Source organism: Thermaerobacter sp. PB12/4term (assembly GCF_003403315.2).
In the GTDB taxonomy this organism is placed as follows: domain Bacteria; phylum Bacillota; class Sulfobacillia; order Thermaerobacterales; family Thermaerobacteraceae; genus Thermaerobacter.
This window is the reverse complement of sequence record NZ_CP048407.1, coordinates 1,577,353-1,603,659: the sequence shown is the minus strand read 5'-3', so window position 1 is coordinate 1,603,659 and position 26,307 is coordinate 1,577,353. Positions and strand designations below refer to the sequence as shown.

The following is a 26,307-nucleotide window of genomic DNA, read 5'->3' as shown; positions in this document are numbered from 1 at the left end:
GACGACACTGCCGAGATGCCATTTTCGACCCAAGGGGGTTTGGACCAGTGATGCAGCAGACTTCGACGCGCCGTTCGGTCCTCCGCATCGCCGTCGGATTGATGCTGGTTGCCGCCCTTCTGCTCTCGGCGTGCGGGTCGGGAAGCGGCGGCGGGACCGCCGGCAGCGAGACACCGGGCGCACAAGGGCCGAACCCGGCCAGCGAACGCGGTAACCACCTGGTCGTGGCACAAGCCCAGGACCCGGGCAATTGGGACCCCATCGATACGTTCTTCGTTGCCTGGGCTTCCGTGACGAACAACGTCTTTGAAGGGCTCGTGTTCCGGGGGCCCGATCTGAAGCTGCAGCCCGGCCTGGCGACCGAGTGGAAGTGGATCGACGAGGATACGTTGCAGTTTAAGCTGCGGCAGGGCGTTACCTTCCACAATGGAGAGCCCTTCAACGCGGACGCCGTGGTGTTTACCTTCGAGCGCCTCCTTGGGGAGGAAGGTGCCAAGGGGCCGCAGCAGGGTAACTACGCCAGCATCGACCGGGTCGAGAAGGTCGACGACTACACGGTCAACTTCCATATGAAAACCAAGGACCCGGTCATCCTGACCAAGCTGGCCGGGTACGGTGCCGTCATTGTTCCGCCCCGGTACCTCAAGGAACACGGCGACGAGTACTTCGACAAGCACCCGGTGGGTACCGGCCCGTACAAGGTGGTCGAATACAAGCAGGACGACCACATCATCCTCGAGCGTTTCGCTGACTACTGGCGCGGCCAGCCGAAGATCGAGAAGATCACCTACCGGTTCATCCCCGAGGAAGCCACGCGGATCGCCGAGTTGACCACGGGCCGGGTGGACATTGCCGTCATCAGCCCCAGCCAGGTGGACAATGTGAAGAACTCGGCCTTCCTGGAAATCGTCACCGCCGACAGTCCCACCGTGTACGGATTGCGCTTTGACGTCTCCAAGGCGCCGGTCGACGACGTACGGGTGCGAAGGGCCATCGCCCAGGCCATTGACGCCCAGGCCATCATCGACACGATCCTGAAGGGCTACGGGAAGCGTATCTCCACGTTCCAAAGCAGCCTTTCTTTCGGTAACGATCCGTCCCTGGAGCCGTATCCGTATGATCCGGAGGCCGCCAAGAAGTTGCTCCAGGAAGCGGGTGTGCAGCCGGGTACGAAACTCACCCTCAGCTATATCGGGACCGCGACCGTCTTCGGAGAGATCGCCCAGGCGGTCCAGTCGTACCTGAAAAACGTGGGCCTCGAGGTGGAGCTGAAGACATACGAGACCAACACTTTCTACAACGACATCATCCCCAATGCCCAGGCCGGCCACCTCTATCAGGAAGGCTGGGGCGGCTGGACCCTCGACTTCGACAATACGGCGTACCTGCTCTACGGAAAGGGCCAGTTCTGGAACCCCACCTTCTACGACGAGGAAGTGCAACGCCTATTGGAGGCGGAGCGCTCCACGTACGACCAGGACAAGCGATTGGAGATCTTCAAGCAGCTGGACCGCCGCCTGTACGAACTGGTGCCGACGGTTCCGCTGTACCAGGACGTAACCGTGTGGGCGGTGAACCGGCGGGTTCAGGACTTCGTGCCGCCGCCCGATACCCGCTACTGGTTCTTCGAAACGTCCATCGCCTCGGACCAGTGATGCGCCAACGGTGGCCGAGCCACGTGGCAGAGGGGCGCGGAGCGGGAGGGGCCGGCCAGGCCGGGCCCTCCCGCCCTGCCGGAGGGGAGAGGAGTCCTCATGTGGCGTTACGTGCTCCGGCGCCTGACGGGGGCAGTCGTGGTCCTGTTCCTGACCACCCTGTTTGTCGCTTACGCGGTACGGCTCTCGGGCGACCCCACTGTGGCCATGTTCCAGGGCGGCTCCGCACCCACCCCCGACCAGTTGGCCCAGATGCGTGCCGCCCTCGGCATCGATCGCCCCTTCTGGCAGCAATACACGGATTTCGTCGTCGGAGCGGTGCAGGGCGACATGGGCACATCCTTCCGGACAGGGCAGCCGGTCTGGGCGATGATCGTAGAGCGGTTGCCGGCCACGGTGATGCTGGCTGTCTCTGCCATGGCAGTCGCCATCATGATCTCGTTCCCGCTGGGGGTGGCCGCTGCACTCCGGCGCGGCCAATGGGTCGACTCGTTCAGCCGCCTGCTAAGCCTGTTCGGGTTGTCCTTTCCCAACTTCTGGCTCGCCATCATGTTTATGCTGATCTTTGCCGTGCGCCTGGGGTGGTTCCCGCCATCAGGCTTTGACGGCTGGCGGTCCCTGGTGCTGCCCGCGGTTACCCTGGGCATCATCCTGTCGGCCACCCTGGTTCGCCTGGTGCGCTCCAGCATGCTGGAGGTCCTGGGCCAGCCCTACATCGAGACGGCGCGGGCCAAGGGCGTCCCGGAATGGCGGGTGGTGGTCGCCCACGGCTTGCGTAACGCCCTGATCCCCACCGTCACCTTCGTCGGGCTCCAGTTTGGGGCGTTGCTGGGCGGGACGGTGATCCTGGAAAAGGTGTTCGCCTGGCCCGGCCTGGGGCAGCTGGCCCTGGACGCCGTGGGCTACCGCGACTACCCCGTCGTGCAGGGTGTCGTCACGGTGCTGGCCGCCGTGACGGTGCTCACCAACCTGCTGGTCGACCTCAGCTATGGCCTGCTTGACCCGCGGGTGAAGGTCGAAGGGGGTGCCTCCTCGTGAGCGTCGCGCAAGGGCAGGCAGCGGCCCCCGCCGCGATGCCGACGGCGCGGGAGCGGCGCTGGTACCATTCCTTCTTCCGCCCCATGCCGGTGCTGGGTGCCTTTCTGGTCGCCGTGGCGGTGGTGGCGGCCCTGGGGGCACCCTACCTGGCACCCTTCGACCCCGAGGTGGGCGAGCTGGGGAACCGGCTGCTGCCGCCCGCGTGGGCGGCGGATCAGCCGTCGCCCTTCCTGCTGGGCACGGACACCGTCGGGCGGGACCTCTTGAGCCGCATCATCTACGGGGCCCGGATCTCCCTGCTGGTGGGCATCTGTTCGGTGGGCCTGTCCGTGGTGGTGGGCGTGTTGCTCGGCCTGGTGGCCGGGTATGCCGGCGGCCGTCTCGACGACCTGCTCATGCGGTTCGTCGACTTGCAGCTGTCCTTCCCCTTCATCCTGCTGGCCATCACCGTCATGGCCGTGCTGGGTCCCGGGTTGTGGAAGGTCATCGTCCTGATGGCCATCGCCCAGTGGGGCCAGTATGCCCGGGTGGTGCGGGGCGAGGTGATGGTGGTCAAGCAGATGGGGTTCGTGGAGGCCGCGCGCTGTATCGGCACCCCGCCGTGGATGATCCTGCGGCGCCACATCCTGCCGAACGTGATGAACTCCGTCGTCGTGCTGGCCACGCTGAACATCGCCAACAACATCCTGCTGGAGGCCGGCCTGACCTTCCTGGGGCTGGGGGTCGACCCCTCGACGCCGTCCTGGGGCGGCATGCTGGCCTCCGGCCGGGAGTACGTGACCACGGCGTGGTGGTTCGCCACCTTCCCGGGGCTCGCCATCATGTTCACCGTGCTCGGCTTCAACCTGCTGGGCGATTGGCTCCGGGACGTCCTGGATCCGAAGCTGGACGCCTAGCCGGCGCCCGCCGCAGGCGGCGGGTTTCCGGGGGGCGGGCAGGGGTGATGCCTGCCGCCTGGAGCCGATCGGGACGGTTGGGCCGCCGCGGCACTGCGACGGAGGGATCTGCGTTGAAACTGGAGGATCTCTTTGCGCCGGGCGGGTTGCTGGCTCCCGGCCGGAGCGGGCGGGCGGGGGCCAGGCTGCCCAGGGCCCAGTTCCTCCTGAGCGGGGAGGACGACGTGTGGACCGGGCTGGCCATGGTCGAACTGGCCGCGCGCCTGGGGTACGAATGCGAGGCCGGCGATCCGGAACGCCTCGTGGTCCGGCCGGGCCAGCGCCCGGCCCCGGGGGCGGTGCCCATCGTCCTGCAGGCCGGGCCCGGCGGGGCAGGCCGCCCCAGCGCGCGGTCCGGCCGGGCCGGGCCGGACGCCGGCTACGGGCGGGTCGAGGTGGTCCCTCAACTGGGCGGTGCCGAGTACGGCCTGCGCCTGTCCGCGGCCAGCACCCGCGACCTGTGGAAGCTGGCTGCCTGGCTGGCTGCCGTGGGGATCGGGCCTCTGGCCCCGGCCAGCGAGCCGGGGCGCGGCAGTGCCGGCAGCTCGGACCGTTGCCGGGACCTAGCTCCTGACCGCAGCAGGGACCGCGGTCGTGGCCGGGAGGGGGAGGCGGCGCCATGGCAAGCCGCTGTACGCCTTGATGCCTCGGGGCGCCTGGCCGAGGTGGCGCTGCGGGGTATCGAGTGGGAGCCGTGGCAACCGCGGGGCGATGGCAACTCCCGGGACATCCGCGAGGAGGGCCTGGGTCCTGAGGAGGCCGCCATGCCCCTCGATGACCTCTGGACGCCGCGAGGCTTTCTCGGCAGCAGCGACGGCCTGCAGCCGGACCGGGTGGCGGTGCACATTGAACCCGATGGTGCCACGGGGACCTGGGATCCGGAAGAGCTGGCAGGGCTCATCATGTTCGCCTTCCGGCTCGGTCTCGAGAGTACGGGCATGTCCTTTCCCCTGACGTCTGCCGGGTCCCCTCGCCGGCCTTTCCTCGTCAAACTGGCAGCCCCATCGGCGCCGGATGGTGGTGGGGAACCCGGCGGCCGGGGTCGCATCCGGCTTTGCCGGCGGGCGGGCGGGGCAGTGCTTTGGATCACGGGGGATGCCGCCGGCCGCGGGCGCGCCCTCCAATGGCTCGCAACCGCTCACGCTAGTGAGGTCCTGCGGCCGGCTGGATCGCGGCGGCCTGCCCTTGACAGCCCGGTGGTCGCCCTTGAGCGGGAAGCCGCCCGCCACCGGCGGGAGGTCGCAGCCAGGGAGGTACCCCGCCCTCTATTCGAGGCTGCCATCGTGCCTGAGGGGGAGCGGTTCCGGAAGGTTTGGTACGAGCGTGCCTTGCCGGCGATACGGGCGCGCTGCCGGCCGGACGATGAGGTGTGGGTGGACCTCCGTCTCGACCAGCCCGACGACACGCTGGAGGAAGTGGCTGTTGAGGTACATCGCTGCCTGACCCAACTTGGCTTTGCGCCGGACCGGGTGCACGTACGCGGCTTGCCCGCGTTCCGCCAGGGGCTGTTCTGGCTGCTGCAGGTGGTGCCGCCGGCCGTGGCGCAGCATGCGGGGGCCCACACTGTCATCATCGAGTTTGCCCGCGTCCAGCCCGCGGCCCGCAGCGGGATGGGCCAGGATGGCCAGGTACGGGCGGGCGGGGAGTCGGATGCCGGTGTCCCGCATCTGGACCTTCCCATTCGGTGGTTGCAGCCCCTTTACCCCGTGGACGAATTGCTGGCGGCTCGCACGGGCCTGCCTGTGGAGCGGATTGTCTTCAAGGCCATGGCGCCCGCTGGCGGACTCGGGCCCACGTATCGCGTCACCGTCGCCGATCGGGATGGCCAGGCGGTCTGGCGAGGGGAGTTCCGGGTGGCAGCCCGCCGGCGGCCGTACCAGGACGTGAACCCCCACCTGGGTCACGTCTACGTGGAGACAGGTCTTTGTCGTGTGGAGCGGGGCGATCGCGGCAGCGGAGGTGGGCGGCAGCCGGTCTTTGAGGAGCTCCTGCCCACGGGGGCCGAGTTGTTCTGGGATCGCTACCAGGCTGAGGCCCTTCCTCTCGTGGCCCGGCACTTGGAGGAGGCTGTGGGAGGGGACCTGCGGGCCGATCAGCAACCCTTCTTCCTGACCCTGGAGGTCGACGTCCAGCTGGATACTCGGGTCGACGAGCCCTTGGGTGTTCGGCAGGAATCGCTGAGCTTGGCCGAGGGATTACACGAGGATGTCTATTTCAATACCCTGGATTTCTTCGAGGAGTGGGGAAGGAAGCTGGCGGGAACACCCTTCACGGCACCGGGCAAAGTGGTACCCCGCGTCCGGGCCCGGCCTGGCAAGGGCACCATGGCTAAGGTTCGCCTCACCGGCGTGGGTATCGGGGCCCGGCTCCTGGGAGCCGCCTCATCCGATGGGGGCCGGCCCCGCGTGAACGTCTACGGCGTGACCGTCGACGCCGCAGGGCGGGCGCGGGCGACGCTGGCTCGTGCCGGCGGCACCGCCCCGACGGACGCGACGGAAATGGACTATGACGAAGCCGTCCAGCGGGCAGCCCGCGCCATCGGGGCACGTGTGGCCCAGGACTCAGCTCCCGCCGGCGGGGAGGCGGCTGTGTCCTGGCAACGGACCCTCTTCGACGACGAATCCCTGGGACAGTGGTTGGCCAAGGGTGGAAATCGTTCCGTTCGCTGGTCCGTGGCGGGACATTCCTTCGAGGGGCGACCCTTGTACCACGTGTTTACGGTCGGCCCGGGGAACGGAGGGATCCCTGCGACGGTGCCCGGGCAGGGGGCGGATGCGCGGGACCCGGATATCCTGGTGGTCCCGGCAAAGGCCACCCTCTTTCGGCCCACCGTACTGTTCAAGGCCCGGCACCATGCGAACGAGGTGTCGAGTACCAATGCATTGCTGGCGCTGGTGGAGCGGCACCTGGATGCCACCGCTGGGATCAACTGCGTCATGATGCCCCTGGAGAACACCGACGGCGCCGCGCTCCACCGCCGGTTGAGCCAGGAAAATCCGCGTTGGAGCCTGCATAGTGCCAGGTACAATGCCTTGGGGCAGGAGTACGCGGCGGAGTACTTCAGCGACAGGCCGCGAGCACCGGAGACCCGGGTGTTCCCGGACCTGTGGTCGCGGTGGTTGCCCGACGTCGTGGTGGATGAGCACGGGGTACCGTCCCACGAGTGGGTTCAGCCCTTCGGCGCCCACGGCGGAGGTCGCAAGTTCACCTCCTACTGGCTGCCGCGAGCTCTGATCTACGGGATCCTGCCGGTGTTCGCCACGGAAGATGGGGACGGGTGGGGCGCCAAGCAATACGAAATGGCTGAGTTCGTCGCCCGGTTCCTGGAGGACTGGCCGGCCATCGCCCGTGAGAACCGCCGCTGGCTGGCGGTCTACCGCAAGTACGCCGCCGACTGGCTCCCGGAGGTCTTCACGGTCGAGATGGTTCGGGACTTCGTGTGCTACCGCTGGCCCGTGCGCCCCGATCCTGGCGGCCGCTACGCGATGCAGCGCCATCCGGAGATCACCGGGGTGGAGTTCATCACCGAGGCAGCCGACGAGACCGCCACGGGCCCCTATCTTGAAACCTGTGCCATGGCGCACCTGGCCGTGGACCTGGCCATACTGGCCTGGCTCAAGCGACAACCGGTGACGGTCGAAGAAACCGTGACAGCCTGGGGCGAAACGGTCCACCGGGAGCGCCGGCGGCGGCGCCCATGGTCAGCAGGGTGCCGAGGGCCGGCGGATACGGCGCGAGCCGGTGGATCCTCCGAGGGACGGGTGATGTCATGAACGCCGCCATCGACCTGAACTGCGACCTGGGCGAGAGCTTCGGGCCCTACAGCATCGGCATGGACGACGCCGTCCTGCCCCTGGTTTCCTCCGCCAACATCGCCTGCGGGTTCCACGGCGGCGACCCGAGGGTGATGGAGCGTACGGTGGAGCGAGCTGCGGAACTGGGGGTCGGCATCGGCGCCCACGTGGGTTACCCCGACCGGGTAGGCTTCGGGCGGCGGGAAATCCAAGCCACGGCCGGCGAAGTCCGGACCGACGTGATCTACCAGATCGGGGCCCTGTACGCCTTTTGCCGGGCGCTCGGTGTGGAACTGCAGCACGTCAAGCCCCACGGCGCCCTCTACAACCAGGCCGCCCGCGACGCCGTGCTGGCCCAGGCGGTCGTCGCCGGGATCGCGGCCTTCGACCGCCGGCTCATCGTCCTGGCTCCGCCGGGGAGCCAGCTGGCCCGGGCGGCCGTCGCGGCGGGGCTGCCGGTGGCGCTGGAAGGTTTCGCCGACCGGGGCTACAACCCCGACGGCAGCCTGGTCAGCCGCCGCCAGGACGGGGCCGTGCTGCACGACCCCGCGGAGGTGGCGGGGCGCGCCCTGCGCATGGTGCGGGAAGGCAAGGTCCGGGCCGTCGACGGCAGGGATGTGACCCTGACGGTGCAGAGCCTCTGCATCCACGGGGACAACCCCGCCTCGGTCAGCCTGGCCCGGGCCGTCCGCCAGCGCCTTGAGGCGGCGGGCGTGGCCATCCGGCCGCTGCGGGCCATCGTGGGCCACCAGGCGTAGCGGTGGCATTTCCGGACGTCACGACGCCTTGTCGACCAAACAGGATTTCCATGAGGCCTGCCAGGCCGCTGGGGGGGAACCGGATGACCGCAGGGACCGGCGGGGAGCCCGCCCGGGATGCGGGCGGGCGGGCGGAAGAACCCCGCTTTCTCCGGGCGGGTGACTGCGGCCTTTACGTGACCTTCACCCAGGTCATCGACCCCGCCGTAAACCGGCAGGTCCACCGGCTGGCCCGCACGGTGCAGTCCGGCCGCTGGCCGGGGGTAGTGGACCTGGTTCCGGCTTACGCCAGCCTGTACATCCGTTATGACCCCTTGACGGTCACCTTCGAGGAACTGGTGCGCCGGTGCCGCGAGCAACTGGAGGACCCGGGCGACAATCCCCCGGAACCGGCACGCGTCTGCCTCCTGCCCACGGTGTATGGTGGCGAGTGGGGGCCCGATCTGGAGGAGGTGGCCCGGCAGCACGGCCTGACCCCCGCAGAGGTGGTGCGCCTGCACGCGGGCCGCGACTATTTCGTCTACTTTCTGGGCTTCGCCCCGGGATTTCCCTTCCTCGGGGGGCTTGACCCCAGGCTGGCGACCCCCCGTCGCTCCGTGCCCCGAACGCGGGTTCCGGCCGGTTCGGTGGGCATCGCGGGCGCGCAGACGGGCGTCTACCCCGTGGAGAGCCCGGGCGGGTGGAACCTGATCGGCCGCACGCCGGTGCGGCTGTTTGACCCGGCCGCCTCGCCCCCGGCCCTGCTCAGGCCGGGCCACTTCGTCCGGTTCGTGCCCGTGGACGCCGGCGAATACCGCCGCATCGAGCTGGCCGTGGCCCGCGGCGCGTACCGGCCCCAGTGGGTTCCGCGGGAGGCTCCGCACGAGGAACGGGACGACGGCGCATGATGGAGATCCTGAACCCCGGCCTGTACACCACCATCCAGGACCTGGGACGCCCCGGCCTGCAGCACCTGGGGGTACCGGTGCAGGGGGCCGCCGACGTAGCCGCCCTGATCCTGGGCAATCGCCTGGTGGGCAACGAGCCAGGGGCGGCGGCTCTGGAAATCACCCTGCTGGGCCCGTCCATCCGGTTCCACGCGCCGGCGGCCATCGCGGTCACCGGGGCCGACCTGGGTCCCACCCTCGACGGGCGGCCGCTGCCCACCGGCCAGGTGGTCCTGGTGGAACGCGGCGGCGTGCTGGCCTTCCGTGGCGGTACCCGGGGGTGCCGGGCCATGCTGTGCGTAGCGGGCGGCATTGCGGTGGAACCGGTGGCCGGCAGCCGCTCGTCGGATCCCCTGGGTCGCTTGGGCGGGCTGCCTGGGAGGCCCGGCCTGCCCCTGCAGGCGGGCGACCGGCTCCCTCTGGGCCGGCCGGCGGTTCCTCTGGAAACCCTGGCCGGCCGGCGGGTGCGGTGGACCTTCGTTCCCGACGCCTTTGTGGCCCGGGTGGTGCCCGGCCCCCAGGCCGGGTTCTTCCCGCCCGAGGCCTGGAAGGTGTTCTGGGAAAGCGAGTATACGGTCACCGCTGCGTCGGACCGCATGGGCATCCGGCTGGAGGGACCCCCCGTGCCCCGGCCTCCCGGGGAGGTCCTCTCCGAAGGCCAGCCCCTGGGCGCCATCCAGGTGCCGCCCAGCGGGCAGCCCATCGTGCTGCTGGCGGGGAGGGCCACCGTGGGGGGCTACCCCAAGCTGGGGGTGGTGGTCACCCCCGACCTGTCGCTGCTGGCCCAGGCGCGGCCGGGCGACCGCATCCGCTTCCGCCCCATGGACGGCTCGCGGGCGGAAGAACTGTACCGCCACTGGTGGAGGCTGCTGCACAGCCAGCGGGTGATCGTCCCGGGGCTTGCCACGGGCGACCAGGGGCCGGCTCCGGACGCCGGTCGCCGGGAGGGTCGGCTGCCCGGCGCCGGCCCGGCACCTCCGCTGTCGTAGCGGGCGCTCCCCGTCAGGACCGCGCCGGGGTGACCTGGCCGGACCCTCACCCCAGGCCGCCCGGCTCCACGCCCATGAGCCGGGCCAGCATGCGCACCTGGCCGGTGTGGTAGGCGAAATGCTGGATCATCTGGTTGACGACCCACAGCACGGTCAGGTGTTCCGCCGGGGTGCCCCGGAAGCCCGGCGGCATGGTGCGTGGCTGCAGCAGGTAATCCATATCCCACTCGGCCATCCGGGCGTCGGTGTGGGCCCACACCGCCTGCAGATAGCCGAAGAGGGCCTCCCGGGTGGCCAGCTCCCGCGACCGCCGGGGCTGCATGTTCTTCTGAAGGATCACCGCGTTGACGAACCAGTCCTCGGACTGGGCCAGATGGCGGACGCACCAGGCGGCGGAGTTGACCCCACCCGGCGGCACCCAGTGAAGCTGCTGGTCGTCCATGGCCGCGGTGCACTGCAGGAGGACCTGACGCCACCCGCGCAGGTTGGGCAAAAAGAACTCCGCCGCGGTGAGCGGGCGTCCCGCCGTGGCCGCTGCCGTTACCATGCGTCCTCCCCCCGGTCAACAGTTTCTTCTCCTGCCCTTGCCGAGAACGACCCCGGGACAGCCTGGCCGGAGGGGCCGGGGCTCGACTTAAAGCAACCCCGCGCCCGCCCCGCGGCCGGCCGCCTCCGCCGCCAGCTCGATGAGGCCGCGGGCCATGGACCCGAAGCTGGCAAAACGGGGGTCCTGGGTCTGCCCCGCCCTCCACCGGTAGTAGATCTGCTGAAGGATGACGGCCAGCTTGAAGTAGGCGAAGACCAGATACCAGCCGATGCCGCTCACGTCGCGGCCGGTGCGCAGGGCGTACCGGTGGACGAACTCGCCGCGCCGCAGAAAACCCGGGCAGGTGGTCACCGTAGGCAGGCCGTTGCGCAGGACCTCGGGATCGTCGGGGTGGACCCAGTAGCTCAGGCTGACACCCAGGTCGAACAGGGGATCCCCGACCGTGGCCATCTCCCAGTCCAGCACCGCCACCACCCTGTCGAGGGACGGGTCGAGGATCATGTTGTTCAGCTTGAAGTCGTTGTGGATCAGGGCGGTGCCCGCCGGCTCGGGAACCCGTTCCTCCAGCCAGGGCAGCAGGTACGCCAGGGCGGGGATGGGTTCCGTCTCCACCCGCCGCCAGCGGCCGGCCCAGCCCTCCAGTTGCCGGCGGACGAACCCCTCCGGCCGCCCCAACCCCGACAGCCCCGCCTGTCGGTAGTCCACGGCATGGAGATCGGCCAGGGTGTCCACCACCCGCTGGGCGATGCGGCGGCAGGTTTCGGGAGGCGGGGTCCGACCGCCGGGGAACTGGTCGTCGACCACCACGCCGGGCCGGTATTCCATCACATAGAAAGGCGCCCCCAGCACGGAGGGGTCGGGACAGACGGCCAGCGGCCGCGGGGCCAGGGGGAAGACGGGGTGCAGGTGGTGCAGGATGGTGGCCTCCCGCACCATGTCGTGGGCCCGGGGCGGCAGCGGGCCGAAGGGCGGCCGGCGCAGCACGGCCTGCCAATCCCCGGCCCGCAACCAGTAGGTCAGATTGGACGCCCCTGCGGGGAACTGCCGTACTTCCACAGGAGGTCCCGGAAACGCGGGCACCTCCCGCTCCAGGAACGCCGTCACCGCATCCAGGTCCAGTTCCTCTCCCGGCCGCACGGGAATGGTGCCGGGCGGGAACCCATCCCCACCCGGACCGGCCAGGCGCTGGCTTTCCGGCTGGCTCATGGCTGGCCTCCCAATTCCTTGAAGATCCGCCGGGCCACCACCACCCGGTGGACCTCATCGGGGCCGTCATAGATGCGGGCCGCCCGCGCCTCGCGGTAGAACAGCTCCAGGGGCGTGTCCCGGGAATAGCCCAGGGCTCCGTGCACCTGCAGGGCGCGGTCCACCACGCGGTGGAGGACCTGGGCCCCGAAGAACTTGATCAGCGAGATCTCCTTGCGGGCATCGAGCCCCTGATCCATGCGCCAGGCCGCATACAGGGTCAAGAGGCGTGCCGCCTGGATCTCGGCGTAGGAGTCGGCCACGAAGTTCTGGATGGTCTGGAACTCTGCCAGCTTCTGGCCGCGGGTCTCCCGGGTCAGGGCCCGCCGCACCATCAGCTCGAAGCTGCGGTTCATCACGCCGATCCAGCGCATGGCATGGGTGATCCGCCCGGGGCCCAGGCGGGCCTGGGCGATGCGGAAGCCCTCTCCCACGGGCCCCAGGGTGTTCTCCACGGGCACGCGGCAGTCCTCGAGGACGATCTCGTCGTGGGTGCCCAGGCCACCCCCATCGTCCATCACGGGGATCTGGCGGACGATGCGGAAGCCAGGCGTGTCCGTAGGCACGATGATCATGGTGGCCCGCTGGTGGGGCGGCGCGCCGGGGTCGGTGACGGCCATGACGATGGCAAAGGCCGACCGGGAGGCGTTGGTGATGAACCACTTGTGGCCGTTGATCACCCAGTGGTCGCCGTCGCGCACCGCCCGGGTCCGGATGGTGGTGGGATCGGAACCCGACACCTCCGGTTCGGTCATGGCGAAGCAGCTATCGATCTCGCCGGCCAGGTTGGGCTTGAGGAACCGTTCCTTCTGCTCGGGCGTGCCGAACATCCAGAGGATCTCCTGGTTGCCGGTGTCCGGGGCGCTGGTTCCGAAGGCCCGCGGCGCCAGGGGGCTCCGCCCCAGGATCTCGTTCATCAGCGCCAGGGTCACCATGCCCATGCCCAGGCCCCCGGCCTCCCTGGGCATGTGGGGGGCCCAGAGCCCCGCCTCCTTCACCGCCTGCTGGATGGCCTTCATGCGCTCTTCGGGCAGCGTGCCGGTCCGGAAGAACTCGGCCTCGGCCGGGTAGACGTGCTCGTCCATGATGGCGCGGGTGCGTTCCAGGACGGCTTCCTGCTCGGGGGTCGGCCGGAAATCGTACACGAGCATCACCCCGGTGGCGCTTCGCGCAGCGGGCCCTCGCCCGAACCGCCGCCTTCCGGCGGGCGGGCCGCCCGGCGGTAGGAGTTGGCTTCGCTGCCGAGAAGGAAATACCTGCATGCCCGGCGCCGGCCGGGTGGCGGCCCGTCTCCGGCCGCCCGGCCGGGTGGAAGGAGGCGGCCGTCACGTGGGCGTTCTCGATCGTTTCCGGCTGGACGGGAAAGTGGCCCTGGTCACCGGAGGCAGCCGCGGCCTGGGCCTTCAGATCGCCCAGGGTCTGGGGGAGGCCGGGGCGGCCGTGGCGATCACGGCCCGCAAGGAGGAGGGCCTGCGCGAAGCGGAGGAGCAGCTGCGCTCCCAGGGGATCCGGTGCCTGGCCCTGCGCTGCGACGTGACCGACTACGACCAGGTGGTGGCCACCGTCAACCAGGTGGTCGAAGCCCTGGGTGGCCTGGACATCCTGGTCAACAACGCGGGGGCCACCTGGGGCGCCCCCCTGTTCGAGATCCCCCTGGAAGCCTGGGACAAGGTGATCCGGACGAACCTGCACGGCACCTTCTACATGAGCCGCGAGGCGGCCCGGGTGATGGTGGACCGGGGCCGGGGAGGCCGGATCATCAACGTCGCCTCGGTGGCAGGCCTGCGGGGCAGCGACCCGCGGGTGATGCAGACCCTGCCCTACAACACCTCCAAGGCCGGGGTGATCAACTTCACCCGCGACCTGGCGGCCAAGCTGGCGGAATACGGCATCACGGTGAACTGCATCGCGCCCGGGTTCTTCCCGACCAAGATGACCCGGGGCATCCTGGCCCAGTACCGGCCCCTCATCGAGCAGTCCGTTCCCCTGCGGCGGCTGGGCGGCGAGCGGGACCTGCAGGGCGCGGTGCTGCTGTTCGCGTCCGAGGCCGGGTCCTACATCACGGGCCAGGTCCTGGCCATCGACGGGGGGATCACGGCCGTCTGAGGGCGCGGGCGGCCGGCGGCGGCCGGGCCTGAAAGCCCGGTGGGCGGGGGGGCCCGGGCGGCGTCCCCGGCGGCGGGTGGCACGCACCGCCGGCACCGCCCGGGAGGGGCACGGCCGCGAGGACGCGGGCCAAGGAACACGGGCCCGGAGGGCCGGGACCGCTCCAGACCGCCCGCCCCCACTTCCCGTCCCGGCCCGGAGCCTGGCCGCCGTTGACGCCCGCCGTGCCCGGGCCTATGATCAGGGTGAACAAGACCATCGGGAAGTCGGTACCGGGGGTGCCCTCACGGGCTGAGAAGCGCCGGGAGCCGGGACGCGGCACCGCGCTACCCTTCGGACTCGATCCGGGTCATACCGGCGTGAGGAAGGTACCGCATGACCGCCTGGGGCGGCTTCACGCGACCCACCTCCAGCCGGGGGTGGGTTTTCTTTCCTCTGCCTCCCGCCGGACCGGAACGGGCAGGTTCTCCCTGCCATCCCGGCCGGGGGGTGCGCCTCGCCGGCCCCGCGAGCCCCCGGTTCCGTCCCGGAACCGCAAGGGGGGCTCGCCATGGCCGGTTCGTCCCGTCACCTGCAGTTCCGCGAGATCGTGATCCTCACGTTCATCGCGGCCGCCTGTTCCGTGGTGTTCATCAACGCCTGGGGGTTGTGGTCGCTGGCCCAGGCCGTCCATCCCGTCCTGGCCGAAACCACCTACGGCATCTGGTTTGTCGCCAGCACCCTGGCCGCCTACATCATCCAGAAGCCGGGGGTGGCCTTCGTGGCGGAGCTGGCTGCGGCCGCGGGCGAGCTGGTCCTGGGCAGCCCGGACGTGCTCTGGGTGCTGCTGTACGGTGGGCTGCAGGGGCTGGGGGCCGAGGCGGCCTTCGCCCTGCTCCGCTACCGGCGGTTCGACCTGCCGGTGCTGGCGCTGTCCGGCGCCCTGGCCGCCGTCGCCAGCATCCCGCTGGATGCCGTCACGGGGTACTTCACCGGCATGCAGCCGGGCGTGCTGGCGGGCGCGGTGGCCGTACGGCTGCTCAGCGGCGCCGTGGTGGCCGGTGTCTTCACCAAGGTGCTGGTCGACGGCCTGGCCCGCACCGGGGCCCTCAACGGCTTTGCCGTGGTGAGGAACCGGCGGGACCGGGGCGCAGGGCTGGCGGGCTGAGATGGGGCGGCATGCGGTGCGGTCGGGCGCCCCGGCGGGCCCGGCGGCCAACCCCCCAGCGGCCACCCCTGGGCCGGCCGGCGGCTCGACCCCGAACCCGGTGTCCCCGGGCCAGGGGCTGCCGGAGCCGTCGCGGGCGGCGGCTGCCTGCCGCGATCTGACCATCCGCTACCCGGACCGGCGCGACCCGGCCCTGCGGGGCGTGAGCCTGTCCATACCCGCCGGGCAACGGGTGCTGCTCCTGGGCCCCAGCGGCTCCGGTAAGAGCACCCTGGCGCTGGCCCTGGCCGGGTTGATCCCGGCCGTGGTGGAGGCCGAGGTGAAGGGGATCCTGGAACCGGCGCGGCAGGCCGGCGTGCTCTTCCAGGACCCCGAGGCCCAGTTCTGCCTGTTCACCGTGGACGAAGAGGTGGCGTTCGGCCTCGAGAACCGGTGCGTGCCGCCGGCGGCCATGCCGGCCCGGGTGGCCCGGGCGCTGGCGGCCACGGGCCTCGACGTTCCCTTCGGGCACCCGATCCACGCCCTCTCGGGCGGGCAGAAGCAGCGCCTGGCCCTGGCGGCAGTGCTGGCGCTGGAGCCGGACATGCTCATCCTGGATGAGCCCACGGCCCAGCTGGATCCGGCAGGGCGGGCCCTGGTGCTGGAAAACCTCTACGGCCTGGGGCGGCAGGTCACCGTCCTGGTGGTCGAGCACAACCTGGACGGGGTGGTGGACTGGGTCGACCGCGTGGTGCTGCTCGGCCCCTCGGGCACCCTCCTGGCCGACGGCCCGCCGGACCGGGTCCTGGCTGAGCAGCGGGCCGCCCTGGACGCCTTCGGCATCTGGCGGCCCCGCTCCTGGGGCCCCTTCTGGGTACCCCAGGTAGAGGCGTTCCGCCGGTCCGCGCCGCCCGCCGCCCTACCCGGTGCCGCCTCCGGCCGGGCGTCCGGCCCGGCGCCGGCGGGAACGGAGTGGACCGGCGCGGGCGAGCAGTCCCTGGGCGCCCCAGCCATCGCACCGCAGGCGGAGGTGCCTTCCAGTCTGGACGGGGCAGCCTCCCCAGGCTCTGGCCCAGGCTCCGCGGGGGCGGCGGCCGGCTTCCCCGGAGCGAGGAACGGGCCCGGCGCGCTCCCGGGCCGGTCCGCCCTGCCCCTGGTGCGGATGGAGGGCGTCACCGCAGCCCACGGCTCGCGCACCGTCTGGTCGGGGGTCAGCCTGACCCTCCGGCCGGGGGAGTGGGTGGCCGTACTGGGCGCCAACGGCAGCGGCAAGTCGACCTTCCTGCAGGTGGCCGCGGGCCTGCAACCGCCCGCCGCCGGCCGGGTCGTCCACGGGCCGGCCCTCAAGGGGCGGCCCGGCGAGACCGCCCGGATCGGCTTCGTGTTCCAGAACCCCGAGCACCAGTTCGTCACGGACACCGTGCACGACGAGATCGCCCTGGGCGGGCGGCTCGCAGGTGTGCCGGAGGCGGAGCTGGCAGCCCGGGTGAAGGCCCTGATCCAGCGATTCGGGCTGGAGGGGCTGGAGGCCGTTCATCCCTACACCCTCTCCCAGGGCCAGAAGCGGCGCCTCAGCGTGGCCAGCATGCTGGTGGTGCCGCGGCCGCTGCTTTTCCTGGACGAACCCACCTTCGGCCAGGACGCCCGCACGGCGGCCGCCCTCCTAGGGGAACTCATGGAAGTGTACCGGCAGGGAACCACCCTGGTCATGGCCACCCACGACCTGGAGCTGGCGCTGGCCGTGGCGACCCGGGTGCTGGTCTTCGGCCAGGGCCGGCTGCTCTATGACGGCCCGCCGGCAGGCCTGGCGGACGACCCGGCCGCGGCGGCCGCCGCCGGGCTGAGGGGCCTGGCGGGCCCGGGGACGGTTCCCGGCGACGGGGTGGCGCCCCCGGGACGGCCGCCGGCCTGCCCAGGCCGGCGCGCGGCGGCAGGCTCCGGCCCGTCCCGGGCGGATCGACCTTCGCCGGGGGGCCCGCCGGCGGGGTCGCCGGAACCCGGGCCGGCGGAGGCCGGCGCAGGGACCCCGGGCGCGCTGCCCGGGGCCGGTGGGCGGTCCTGGCTGGGGCGGGTTCATCCGGCGTGGAAGCTGGCGGCCCACCTGGCTGCTGCCGCCCTGGTGCTGGCGACGGGCGATCCGGCGGCGCTGGCCCTGCTGCTGGCGGTGCCCTTGCTGCTGGGCTGGATTCTGGGCGGGCTGGGACTCCGGCGCTGGCTGGTGTCCATGGCGCCCTTCGTCCTGGTGGCCGCCACCCGCATCTGGACGCTGGGCGCCTTCGGCCGAGGCGAGCACGTGGTGGGGCAGGTGCTCTGGTACCGGTTCACGGCCGAGGGACTGGAACACGGGCTGGTGGTGGGCCTGCGCCTGCTCACCCTGGGTGCCCTGGGCGTGCTCTACGCCCGTACCACCGGCCTCAGCGAGCTGGTGCTGGGCCTGGTCCAGCAGTGGCGGCTGAGCCCCCGCTGGGCTTACGGCCTCCTGGCGGCCCTGCGCTTCGTGCCGCTGTTTCAGGAAGAGCTCGGCCGGGTGCGCCAGGCCTTCCGGGTACGGGGCCTGCTCGAGCGGGGTCCCGCCGGGCGCCTGCGGGCCCTCTATCGGTATAGCCTGGCTCTGCTGGTCCACGCCATCCGCACGGCCGAGGTAGTGGCCGTGGCCCTCCAGGCCCGGGGCTTCGACGGCAGCCGCCACCGCACGTACTATCGCACCCTGCCGGCAGGGTGGCGGGAAGCGGGGTACGCCGCCCTGCTACTGGGAGCCGGTGTGGCGGCCTTGATGGCCGCCCGCGGGCTGCAAGGGAGCTTGCCGTAGGGACGGGAGCTTGTCACAGGGGGGATGGGCTTTGATGAACCGGCGCAACGGGCAGCAAGGGAAAGGGCAGGGTCCCGGAGGGGGTCCGGGTCAGCCGCCGTCGGGCCCGCCATCAGGCCGCCAGCAAGAGCGCGCCGGCGTGGAGCAGGGTGCCGGCGAGCCCGCAGGCCTGGCGGCCGAGCTCTGGCGCCAGAACCAGGACCTGGCTGCCGGCTGCCTGGACCATCCCTTCGTCCAGGGCATCGCCCGGGGCGACCTGCCCCGCAGCAAGTTCATCTGGTACGTGGGCCAGGACGCGACCTACCTGGAGTCCTTTGCCCGCGCCTATGCCCTGGCCATCGCCAAGGCGCCGGACCGGGAGACCATGGTGACCTTTCACCGCTTGCTGCAGGGCGTGCTGCAGGAGCTGCGGCTGCACCACGGCTACGCCGCCCGCTGGGGAGCCGTCCTCCATCCCGAACCCTCCCTCGCCACCCGGGCCTACACCGGTTTCCTGCTGGACGTGGCCTGGTCCCGGGGCGTGGGGGCTATCGCGGCGGCCATGACCCCCTGCATGCGGCTCTATGCCTTCCTCGGCCGGTCCCTCCTGGGCCGGGTCGCACCCGGCAACCCGTACCGGGAATGGGTGGAAACCTACGGCAGCCCGGATTTCGCGGCGCTGGCCGCGCAGCTGGAGGGAGTTCTCAACCGGTGGCACGGTGAAGCGGGCGGCCCGGCCGGGGTGGCCCCCCTCTACCGCACGGCCATGGAGCTGGAACGGGCCTTCTTCGATGCGGCCTGGCACGCCGGCTAGCGGCCTGGCGGGCCGGCCGGGCGTTGCCGGGCTGCGCCTGGCGCGCCGGGGGCAGGCGGTGAGGCGGAGCGGGGCCCATCGCCTGCTCCTCACCGCCCCTCTTCGCCCAGCACCAGTTCCAGCAGCACCAGCTCGGGTCGGCAGAGCAGCCGGATCCAGGGGCGGGGGGTGCCCAGGCCCGCGGCGATGAACCACCAGGTGCCGCCAACCTGGAACCAGCCCCGGTCGTAGGTGGGGAACCAGCCCTGCCCGGGAATCCACAGGGCGCCCAGCAACGGCAGGCGAACCTGGCCGCCGTGGGTGTGGCCGCCCAGGGCCAGCCCGGCGCCGAGCTCGGCGGCGGCCCGGCGGATGCCCCCGGCCGGCGCGTGGGCCAGCAGGACCACAGGCCATCCCGGCGGCGCCCCGGCCAGAGCGGCCCCCAGGTCGTCCCGGCCGGTGTGGGGGTCGTCCACCCCCGCCAGATAGACCCCGGCAGGCCCCTGTTCCAGGCGGGCTCCCTGGTTGACCAGGAGGTGGACCCCCGTCCCCTCCAGCTCGCGGCGCAGGCGGCTCCACCCGTACAGGTGGTCGTGGTTGCCGGGGACCAGGTACACGGGCCACCGCCGCGCCAGCCGCCGCAGGAGCTCGACCCCCCGCCGGGCAGGGAGCCCCTTGCCCTCGGCCAGGTCGCCGGTGAAGACCACGGCATCCGGTTGCCACGCCTCGATCCAGCGGAGGAGCGCCGCCTCGGACACCCGGTACACCGGCGCATGGAGGTCTGTCAGGTGGGCGAGGCGCAGCCGGGACGGCCGCGCTGCCGCGGCCCGCAGGGTGGCGGACGACGCGGTGCCGCCCTGCCGGGCGGCAGGGGATGGAGGGGCGCCCTTGGCCGCCGGGCCAGCGGCCGGTGTGCTGCGGGGCCGCACCGGCCGCTTTGGGGGCCGGGGGATCGGAAGGGGTACCGGCCGCCCGCCGCGGGCGGCGGCGCCCAGGGAGAGGCGGTAGGCGCGGACCCTGAGCCAGCGGGGCTCAACCAGATAGCCCCACGCGACCACCGCCAGGACGAACACGGCCAGAAGCCGCAACAGATCCGGCAAGGCGGTGCCGGCCCAGAAGGCCGGTACCGCCAGGGCGTGGATGCCCAGGCCCGGGATCCCCTGGGCGGGGATGGTCCGGGGATGCGGCCCGGGGGTGGGACATGCCGAGGCTGGGGACACCCGGGTGGGGATGCCCCGTGCCCTCACCCGGCGCTCCTCCCGCCAGCGGGGACGGGGGCCTGCAGGAGGCTCGCCCCTCCGGCACCCGTCCCCTCACGGCGCCTCTCTCCTCGTCCCGCCAGGCGACCGGACTCTCCCCGGGGCGGGCGCCCTGCGCCCGGGGTGCCTTCCGGGGGCCAGGCACCCTCCAGGCGCAGAAGGCGCTCCTTCACGCCGGGCCCTCCGCCCGAGTACTGCCCCAGCCGGCCCCCAGCGCCCACCACCCGGTGGCACGGGATGAGCAGGGCGATGGGGTTGGCGGCCACGGCGTTGCCCACGGCCCGCGCGGCGCCGGGGCGCCCCACGGCCCGGGCGATCTCGCCGTAGGTGCGGACCTGCCCCCGGGGAATGCGGTGCACCTCCTCCAGGACCTTCCGGGTGAAGGGAGAAAGTCCGGCGCCCTCCAGATCGAGGGTCAGCGGGACGGGCTTGCCGGCAAACCACGCATCCAGCAAGGCTTGCCAGTGGGGACGGCGGCTGTCGTCCCGCCGGGCACCGGCCGCCCACCCGCCCCGCGCCGAAGCGGTGCGCGGGGCGGGCCTGGCCGCCCCGCAGGGCCTGCCACCGGCCGGTCCGGGCGCCGGTTCCCCGGCCGGGGAGGGTTCCTGGACGGGCCCGCCGGTACGGCCGCCGGCGCGGGCCGGGCGGCCGGGTTCTTCCAGCTCCAGGGCCCGCAAGCCCCGCGGGGACCAGACCACCCGGGCAGGGCCCACGGGGGTTGAAACCACCGTATACCGCAAGTCGCCTTCTCCCGCGGGACGGGATGCCTGGCTATCGTTCTTGCCCATGAAGGGGTCCCTCCCACCCGGCGATCCCCGCGGCCGGCCACCCGGGCCACCCGGGCCCTTGGCCCGGAGGCGGCCGGCTCCAGGCGGCCGGCCGCGGCAGGACCTGCCTTGCCGGAATCGAACCTTCCTGCGGAAACCCGGGCGCCTGGGCGCAGGGTCAAAACCTGGAGGGGTCGGAATCCACCACCATGGTCGAATCCATCCTGCACAAACTCTTCGCCTGGGGGTGCGCCATGTACCTGCCGCCCGAGCCGGAGGAAGACTCCTTTTTCCGCGCTCGCTACTACGCCGTGTACCGGTTCCTCCACCGCAACGACGTCACCATCGTGCAGGACCGGGAACGGCGCTACTTCCTCTGGGAAGGGGGACCCGAGCTACGGCAGGTCGGGATGGAAGAACTGGGCCGGCTGCTGCTGGCCGGTGCCGTCCTGCCCATGTCGGAACCCCAGCCCCTGCCAGGACTTTACGCCCACATGCGGCCTGTCTACAACCCCATGCGGCGCACCTTCGAGTTCCGCCGGCGGTGAGGCAGCCGGTGCCGGGTTCCGGCCGGAGCCCTCTCACGCCGTGCGGGAGCCTTCGCGTCCCGCTGCCGCCGAGAGGGTCGCGGCCAGGGCCCGCTCGCCGCCCTGAGCAGCCGGGCCGTCCTGGACGCGGGCCGGGTGCGGAGCCGCCGGGCAGGGGACAAGGGGCGAGGGGCGAGGGGCGCGGTGGCGCCGGCGCCGAAGGCGGCCCCGCCAGGATGCTCCGGCGGGGTGCTCAGGCCGGCGCCACCACGTCGCCCGCCCCGCCGCCGGCCTCGCCCAGGCCGCGCCACCGGGCCGGTCCGGGGAAGTACCGCTGGCGGAACCGGCGTGCCAGCTGCACGGCGCGCCGGGCCGCCTCTTCCGGCGTGGCGGCGAATTCCAGGGGGATGGTGCGGCGGTGGTCGAGGAACCGGCCGTCGGTGAGCACCGTCCGGATCCGGTCGGACCAGCCGCCGGTCCCGGCCAGGACCACCACGGGGCGCCCGTTCAGATAGGAAGCGGACAGCTCGCCCAGGGTGCCGTTGCCGCCGCCCATCATGAGCACTGCGTCGGCGCTGTGGATCAGGACCAGGCTCCGCCACTCCATGCCGAGCCCCGTGGTCAGGGGAACGGCCAGCCAGGCGTTCCCCTCCCGGGGGTCGTCACCCGGCAGGATGCCCACCGTCAGGCCCCCGGCTTCCCAGGCGCCCCGGGACACGGCGGCCATCACGCCGTCGCGCCCTCCGGTCAGCACCACCGCCCCCAGGCGGGCCAGGGCGGCCCCCGTCTCCACCGCCGCCCGGTAGAGGTCCGCCGGGATGGCTCCCGAGTCGCCGATCACCGCCACCCGCAGCGGCGGCTGGGCGGGGGGCATGCCTCCAGGGTGGGCGGGCAGGTCGTCCTGCCGGTACTCCGCAGGGTGATCCACGGGCAACCCTCCTTGCCGTCAGGCCTCGCGCCGGGCACGCCCTTCGACCCCGGCGGCCAGTTCTTCCTGCTCGCCGTGCTGCAGCAGCCAGAGGCGGTGGTAGAGGCCACCCCGGGCCAGCAGCTCCCGGTGGGTGCCCACCTCCCGGATGCGTCCCCGGTGCAGCACGATGATGCGGTCCGCGTGCTGGATGGTGGAGAGCCGGTGGGCGACGATCAGCGTGGTCCGGCCCCGGGTCAGCTGCCGCAGCGCCTCCTGGATCAGCTGCTCCGTCTCCGTGTCGATGTTGGCCGTGGCCTCGTCCAGCACCAGGATGGTGGGATCGTACGCCAGGGCGCGGGCGAAGGCCAGGAGCTGGCGCTGGCCCGCCGAGAGGGTCGAACCCCGCTCCGTCACGGGCTCGTCGTAGCCCCGCGGCAGGCGCCGGATGAACTCGTCGGCCCTGGTGAGCCGGGCGGCCCGCTCCACGGCGGCGTCGGAGATGGCCGGGTTCCAGAGGCGGATGTTGTCGCGGACGGTTCCGGTGAAAAGGAACACGTCCTGCTGGACCACGGCGATGTGGCGGCGCAGCTCCTCCTGGGGCCATTCCCGCACATCGATGCCGTCCACCCGCACGGCGCCCCGCTGGACGTCGTAGAAGCGGGCCATCAGGCTGAGGATCGACGTCTTGCCGGCGCCCGTGTGGCCGACGAAGGCCACCGTCTCGCCGGGTTCGACCCGGAAGGATACGTTCTGCAGCACCCACTCCTCATCCCGGTAGGCGAACCAGACGTGATCGAACTCCACGGCCCCCCGCACCCGGGCCGGCACCCGGGGACGGGCGGGGTCGACCACCGCCGGCGGCGTGTCCAGGACCCCGAAGATGCGCTCCGCCGAGGCCATGGCGGACTGCAGGATGTTGAACTTCTCGGCCAGTTCGGTGATGGGCCGGAAGAACCGCTGCACGTACTGGATGAAGGCCACCAGGACGCCCAGCTCCAGCTGCCGGCCCAGCACCTGGGCGCCGCCGTAGGCCACCACCAGGGCCAGGGCCAGGGACGACAGGAAGTCGATCACCGGGCGGAACACGGCGAAGATGGTGACTTGGCGCATGGTGGCCTGGAAGTAGGACCGGTTGATCTGGTCGAACTCGGCGAACTGCTCCCGCTCGCGGCGGAAGACCTGGATGATCCGCATCCCCGAGATGTTCTCGGCCAGGAAGGCGTTGATCCGGGCCAGCCGCACCCGCACCTGGCGGTAGGCCGCCCGCGCCTGGGTGCGGAACACGGCCGCCGCCGCCACCACCAGGGGCAGGACGGCAAAGGCGGTCAGGGCCAGGCGGGCGTTGTAGGCCAGCATGATGCCGGCGATGCCCAAGAGCACGAACAGGTCGCGGAAGAGGTTGACCACCACGCTGGTGTACATCTCGTTGAGGGTCTCCACGTCGTTGGTGACCCGGGTGACCAGCCGCCCCACGGGGTTGCGGTCGAAGTAGCCCAGGTGCATCCGCTGCAGGTGGCCGAAGACTTGGCGGCGGATCTCGGCCACGATCCGCTGGGCCGTCCGGTGCAGCAGGTAGCCCTGGGTGTAGGCCAGCAGGAAGGCCGTGGCCGCCAGCGCCAGGTAGAGCCCGGCGATGCGGGCCACGGCGGCCCGTTCGGGCTGGCGGAACTGGTGCAGCTCCGCCCGGCTGAGCAGCCGCGCCGGCAGGGCCCGGGGCGCCGCGCCTGGACCGTCTCCCGCCCCCGCGGGGGCGAGGATCACCGTCTGGCCGCCGGCCTCCGCTACCTGGAGGCGGGCGGGCGGTGCGGTGACCGGTTCGTCCCCGACCTGGACCAGGTAGTGCTGGCCGCCCTGGGCCTCCAGGACCTGGTAGCGGCCGGCGGCGCGCTGGGCGGGGCCCAGGAAGCCGTCCGGCAGGCGGTCTTCCCGCAGGAAGAACCGGCCCTCGAAGGCCACGGCCTCGCGCTGCAGGCCCTCGGGCAGCTGCTCCAGGGCCGCGGGGGCCAGGGCGATGCGCGGCCGGTCGGCCGCCCGCAGGTGGTGGTCGATGGCCGTACGGATGAGCAACGGACCCGCCAGGTCGGCGGCCGTCACCAGAAGGAGCAGGCCGATGCTGACCAGGATCCACCCCAGGTGCGGCCGCGCATAACCCAGGAGGCGCCGCATCAGGCGACCGTCGTAGATCTTGCCGAGATGCTCGTCTTCCCGGTAGTCCTCCATGATGCCGCAAAGGCTCCTCTCTCGCTGCCATGCCCTCCGCGGCCGGTTCCTACCCGCGGCTCTTGCCCGTCGCCGGCCGCAGGTCCAGGCGCCGGCAGGCCGCCGGGGCGGGTGCCGTCACTCCGCGGCGATCTGTTCCTCCAGCCGCTGGCGGCGGTAGAGCCGGTAGTACTCGCCGCGGCGGGCCAGCAGCTCCTGATGGGTGCCCCGTTCGATGACCCGCCCGCCGTCCAGCACCAGGATCTCGTCGGCGTGCTGGACCGTCGAGACCCGGTGGGAGATCAGGATGGTGGTGCGGCGGGCCATGATCTCCCGCAGCCGCTGCAGGATGCGGCTCTCCGTCTGGCTGTCCACGGCGGAGAGGCAGTCGTCCAGGATCAGGATCGGCGGGTCCTTGAGCAGCGCCCGGGCGATGCTGATCCGCTGGCGCTGGCCGCCGGAGAGGGTGACCCCGCGCTCGCCCACCGGCGTGTCGAAGCCCCGGGGAAAACCGCGGATGTCCTCTTCCACCTGGGCGTCGCGGGCCGCCGCCACCACGGCCTCCCGGGACCATTCGCCGGGGGCGAAGGCGATGTTCTCCGCGATGGTCTTCGAGAAAAGGAAGTGATCCTGGGGCACGTAACCGATGTCCCGGCGCAGCACCTCCAGCGGGATCTGGCGCACGTCGACGCCGTCGATGAACACCGTGCCGGCGGGCGGGTCGTAGACCCGGACCAGCAGGTTGGCCAGGGTGGTCTTGCCGGAGCCCGTGCGCCCGATCAGAGCCAGGGTGCGGCCGGGCTCGACCGTCACCGTCAGGTCCTGCAGGGCCGGGGGCAGCTCGGGGCGGTACCGGAAGGTGAGGCCGCGGATCTCGATGCGGCCGGCCAGGCGCTCCACGGGGGCTGGCTGGGGAGCGTCGGTGATCTCGGGCCGCTCGGCCAGGATGGCATCGATCCGCTCCATGGAGGCGGCGCCGCGCTCCAGCAGGTTGACCACCCAGCCCACCGCCAGCATGGGCCACACCAGCATGCCCAGGTAGCTGATGAAGGCGACGAAGTCGCCCAGGCTGATGATCCCGTCCAGCACCAGCGACCCGCCGTAACCCACCACGATGACGAAGCCCAGGCCGGCCAGGAAGTCGATCAGGGGGTCGAAGGCGGCATCCACCCGGTGGAGGTGCAGGTTGGCCTCCAGGTAGCGCCGGTTGACCCGCTCGAAGGCCTGTTCTTCCGCCTGGGTGCGGGAGAAGGCTTTCACCACGCGGATGCCCGAGAGGTTCTCCTGCACCCGGTCGGTGAGGTCGCTGAAGATGTCCTGGACCCGGCGGAACCGGGCGTGGATCGCCCGGCCCAGCCCCCAGGAGGAGAGGGCCAGCAGCGGCAGGGGGGACAGGCCCAGCAGGGTCAGCCGCCAGTCGATGGTCAGCAGCATCACCGCCAGGGTGCCGGTGCTCATCATCAGCGAGTCGGCCAGCATGAGCACTCCGGGGCCCACGGCCATGCGCACCGCCTGCAGGTCGTTGGTGGCGTGGGCCATGAGGTCGCCCGTCTTGTGATGATTGAAGTAGTTGGCGGAGAGGCCCAGCAGGTGGCCGAACAGGCGCTCCCGCAGCTCGCGCTCGATCCGCCACGAGGTCCCGAACACGTAGATCCGCCAGAAATAGCGAAAGATTCCCACGCCGATGGCCAGGCCGACGATGAGCCCGGCGTAGCGCAGGACGCCCGCCATGTCCAGGGCGCCGCGGTCCAGGGCGTCGGTGAAGCCGCCCACCAGCCGGGGAATCACCAGCTGCAGGACGTCGGTGGCCAGCAGGGCACCCACACCCAGGGCATAGCGGTGCCAGTGGGGGCGGATGAGGCGAAGGAGGAAGGCCATGCGCTTGCCCAAGGGGGCTCCATCCTTTCCCGTTCTCCCGGCTCCCGAAAATTCCGGCAAGCTATGA

Annotated in this window: 20 protein-coding genes and 1 riboswitch; of the genes, 12 read left to right on the top strand and 8 right to left on the bottom strand. The window is 71.8% G+C overall.

Features of this window, described 5'->3' with window-relative positions; genetic code table 11:
- Positions 1-50 precede the first annotated feature (50 nt).
- From DYI95_RS06650 to DYI95_RS06620, 7 genes are all read left to right on the top strand, one after another.
- A complete protein-coding gene (locus DYI95_RS06650; protein ID WP_116900588.1) occupies positions 51-1,655 on the top strand; it encodes an ABC transporter substrate-binding protein in 1,605 nt (534 codons plus the stop codon).
- A gap of 99 nt (positions 1,656-1,754) precedes the next feature.
- Positions 1,755-2,693: a nickel ABC transporter permease gene (nikB, locus tag DYI95_RS06645; protein ID WP_116900540.1), complete on the top strand. Its 939-nt coding sequence runs from the start codon at positions 1,755-1,757 to the stop codon at positions 2,691-2,693.
- Positions 2,690-3,589: an ABC transporter permease gene (locus DYI95_RS06640; RefSeq protein WP_116900541.1), complete on the top strand. Its 900-nt coding sequence runs from the start codon at positions 2,690-2,692 to the stop codon at positions 3,587-3,589. Before nikB ends, DYI95_RS06640 begins: the two co-directional genes overlap by 4 nt.
- 113 nt (positions 3,590-3,702) lie before the next feature.
- Positions 3,703-7,401, top strand: coding sequence for a M14 family metallopeptidase (locus DYI95_RS06635; protein WP_116900542.1), 3,699 nt, complete (start codon positions 3,703-3,705; stop codon positions 7,399-7,401).
- A complete protein-coding gene (locus tag DYI95_RS06630) occupies positions 7,398-8,180 on the top strand; it encodes a LamB/YcsF family protein (RefSeq protein WP_116900543.1) in 783 nt (260 codons plus the stop codon). The genes DYI95_RS06635 and DYI95_RS06630 overlap by 4 nt, the downstream gene beginning before the upstream one ends.
- 83 nt (positions 8,181-8,263) lie before the next feature.
- Complete coding sequence (gene pxpB, locus DYI95_RS06625) at positions 8,264-9,067, top strand: 5-oxoprolinase subunit PxpB (protein WP_116900544.1); 804 nt, start codon at positions 8,264-8,266, stop codon at positions 9,065-9,067.
- A complete protein-coding gene (locus tag DYI95_RS06620) occupies positions 9,064-10,095 on the top strand; it encodes a biotin-dependent carboxyltransferase family protein (protein WP_116900545.1) in 1,032 nt (343 codons plus the stop codon). The genes pxpB and DYI95_RS06620 overlap by 4 nt, the downstream gene beginning before the upstream one ends.
- A 46-nt stretch (positions 10,096-10,141) precedes the next feature.
- Here DYI95_RS06620 and DYI95_RS06615 read toward each other — a convergent pair whose 3' ends face one another.
- From DYI95_RS06615 to DYI95_RS06605, 3 genes are all read right to left on the bottom strand, one after another.
- Positions 10,142-10,642, bottom strand: a complete 501-nt coding sequence (locus DYI95_RS06615) for a DinB family protein (protein ID WP_116900546.1) — start codon at positions 10,640-10,642, stop codon at positions 10,142-10,144.
- 87 nt (positions 10,643-10,729) lie between these two features.
- Positions 10,730-11,848: a phosphotransferase family protein gene (locus DYI95_RS06610; protein ID WP_116900547.1), complete on the bottom strand. Its 1,119-nt coding sequence runs from the start codon at positions 11,846-11,848 to the stop codon at positions 10,730-10,732.
- The gene (locus DYI95_RS06605; protein ID WP_116900548.1) at positions 11,845-13,038 is read right to left on the bottom strand and encodes an acyl-CoA dehydrogenase family protein; all 1,194 of its coding nucleotides are present in this window, start codon (positions 13,036-13,038) and stop codon (positions 11,845-11,847) included. Before DYI95_RS06605 ends, DYI95_RS06610 begins: the two co-directional genes overlap by 4 nt.
- Positions 13,039-13,216: 178 nt before the next feature.
- On the opposite strand from DYI95_RS06605, the gene DYI95_RS06600 reads away from it, so the two are divergent.
- The 4 genes from DYI95_RS06600 to DYI95_RS06585 all read left to right on the top strand — a co-directional run bounded on the left by DYI95_RS06600 (position 13,217) and on the right by DYI95_RS06585 (position 18,721).
- Positions 13,217-13,993 (top strand): SDR family oxidoreductase, encoded by a 777-nt coding sequence (locus DYI95_RS06600; protein ID WP_006903821.1) that lies wholly within the window; start codon positions 13,217-13,219, stop codon positions 13,991-13,993.
- A gap of 264 nt (positions 13,994-14,257) precedes the next feature.
- Positions 14,258-14,377, top strand: a riboswitch (TPP riboswitch).
- A 166-nt stretch (positions 14,378-14,543) separates the two neighbouring features.
- The gene (locus tag DYI95_RS06595) at positions 14,544-15,140 is read left to right on the top strand and encodes an ECF transporter S component (protein WP_116900549.1); all 597 of its coding nucleotides are present in this window, start codon (positions 14,544-14,546) and stop codon (positions 15,138-15,140) included.
- A 16-nt stretch (positions 15,141-15,156) separates the two neighbouring features.
- Complete coding sequence (locus tag DYI95_RS13085) at positions 15,157-17,928, top strand: ATP-binding cassette domain-containing protein (protein WP_305849848.1); 2,772 nt, start codon at positions 15,157-15,159, stop codon at positions 17,926-17,928.
- 139 nt (positions 17,929-18,067) lie between these two features.
- Positions 18,068-18,721: a TenA family protein gene (locus tag DYI95_RS06585; protein ID WP_243149660.1), complete on the top strand. Its 654-nt coding sequence runs from the start codon at positions 18,068-18,070 to the stop codon at positions 18,719-18,721.
- A gap of 89 nt (positions 18,722-18,810) precedes the next feature.
- On the opposite strand, the gene DYI95_RS06580 is transcribed toward DYI95_RS06585, so the two are convergent.
- Both DYI95_RS06580 and DYI95_RS11960 read right to left on the bottom strand, forming a co-directional pair.
- Positions 18,811-19,947, bottom strand: coding sequence for a metallophosphoesterase (locus tag DYI95_RS06580; RefSeq protein ID WP_116900552.1), 1,137 nt, complete (start codon positions 19,945-19,947; stop codon positions 18,811-18,813).
- Positions 19,944-20,747, bottom strand: a complete 804-nt coding sequence (locus DYI95_RS11960) for a methylated-DNA--[protein]-cysteine S-methyltransferase (RefSeq protein ID WP_203530586.1) — start codon at positions 20,745-20,747, stop codon at positions 19,944-19,946. Before DYI95_RS11960 ends, DYI95_RS06580 begins: the two co-directional genes overlap by 4 nt.
- A 188-nt stretch (positions 20,748-20,935) precedes the next feature.
- Between DYI95_RS11960 and DYI95_RS06570 the strand changes: the two genes are divergently transcribed.
- A complete protein-coding gene (locus tag DYI95_RS06570) occupies positions 20,936-21,274 on the top strand; it encodes a hypothetical protein (protein WP_116900553.1) in 339 nt (112 codons plus the stop codon).
- A gap of 232 nt (positions 21,275-21,506) precedes the next feature.
- Here DYI95_RS06570 and DYI95_RS06565 read toward each other — a convergent pair whose 3' ends face one another.
- The 3 genes from DYI95_RS06565 to DYI95_RS06555 form a co-directional block, all read right to left on the bottom strand.
- The gene (locus DYI95_RS06565; RefSeq protein ID WP_116900554.1) at positions 21,507-22,181 is read right to left on the bottom strand and encodes a TIGR00725 family protein; all 675 of its coding nucleotides are present in this window, start codon (positions 22,179-22,181) and stop codon (positions 21,507-21,509) included.
- Positions 22,182-22,199: 18 nt separating this feature from the next.
- On the bottom strand, positions 22,200-24,383 hold the full coding sequence (locus tag DYI95_RS06560; RefSeq protein ID WP_116900555.1) for an ABC transporter ATP-binding protein: 2,184 nt from the start codon (positions 24,381-24,383) through the stop codon (positions 22,200-22,202).
- Positions 24,384-24,500: 117 nt separating this feature from the next.
- On the bottom strand, positions 24,501-26,252 hold the full coding sequence (locus DYI95_RS06555; protein WP_116900556.1) for an ABC transporter ATP-binding protein: 1,752 nt from the start codon (positions 26,250-26,252) through the stop codon (positions 24,501-24,503).
- Positions 26,253-26,307: the final 55 nt, after the last annotated feature.

What these genes read in the sequence shown, in the direction of transcription:
- DYI95_RS06650 (WP_116900588.1), top strand. Translation starts at nt 51, where the DNA reads ATGCAGCAGACTTCGACGCGCCGTTCGGTCCTCCGCATCGCCGTCGGA.
- nikB (WP_116900540.1), top strand. Translation starts at nt 1,755, where the DNA reads ATGTGGCGTTACGTGCTCCGGCGCCTGACGGGGGCAGTCGTGGTCCTG.
- DYI95_RS06630 (WP_116900543.1), top strand. Translation starts at nt 7,398, where the DNA reads ATGAACGCCGCCATCGACCTGAACTGCGACCTGGGCGAGAGCTTCGGG.
- pxpB (WP_116900544.1), top strand. Translation starts at nt 8,264, where the DNA reads ATGACCGCAGGGACCGGCGGGGAGCCCGCCCGGGATGCGGGCGGGCGG.
- DYI95_RS06620 (WP_116900545.1), top strand. Translation starts at nt 9,064, where the DNA reads ATGATGGAGATCCTGAACCCCGGCCTGTACACCACCATCCAGGACCTG.
- DYI95_RS06615 (WP_116900546.1), bottom strand. Translation starts at nt 10,642, where the DNA reads ATGGTAACGGCAGCGGCCACGGCGGGACGCCCGCTCACCGCGGCGGAG.
- DYI95_RS06610 (WP_116900547.1), bottom strand. Translation starts at nt 11,848, where the DNA reads ATGAGCCAGCCGGAAAGCCAGCGCCTGGCCGGTCCGGGTGGGGATGGG.
- DYI95_RS06605 (WP_116900548.1), bottom strand. Translation starts at nt 13,038, where the DNA reads ATGCTCGTGTACGATTTCCGGCCGACCCCCGAGCAGGAAGCCGTCCTG.
- DYI95_RS06595 (WP_116900549.1), top strand. Translation starts at nt 14,544, where the DNA reads ATGGCCGGTTCGTCCCGTCACCTGCAGTTCCGCGAGATCGTGATCCTC.
- DYI95_RS11960 (WP_203530586.1), bottom strand. Translation starts at nt 20,747, where the DNA reads ATGGGCAAGAACGATAGCCAGGCATCCCGTCCCGCGGGAGAAGGCGAC.
- DYI95_RS06570 (WP_116900553.1), top strand. Translation starts at nt 20,936, where the DNA reads ATGGTCGAATCCATCCTGCACAAACTCTTCGCCTGGGGGTGCGCCATG.
- DYI95_RS06560 (WP_116900555.1), bottom strand. Translation starts at nt 24,383, where the DNA reads ATGGAGGACTACCGGGAAGACGAGCATCTCGGCAAGATCTACGACGGT.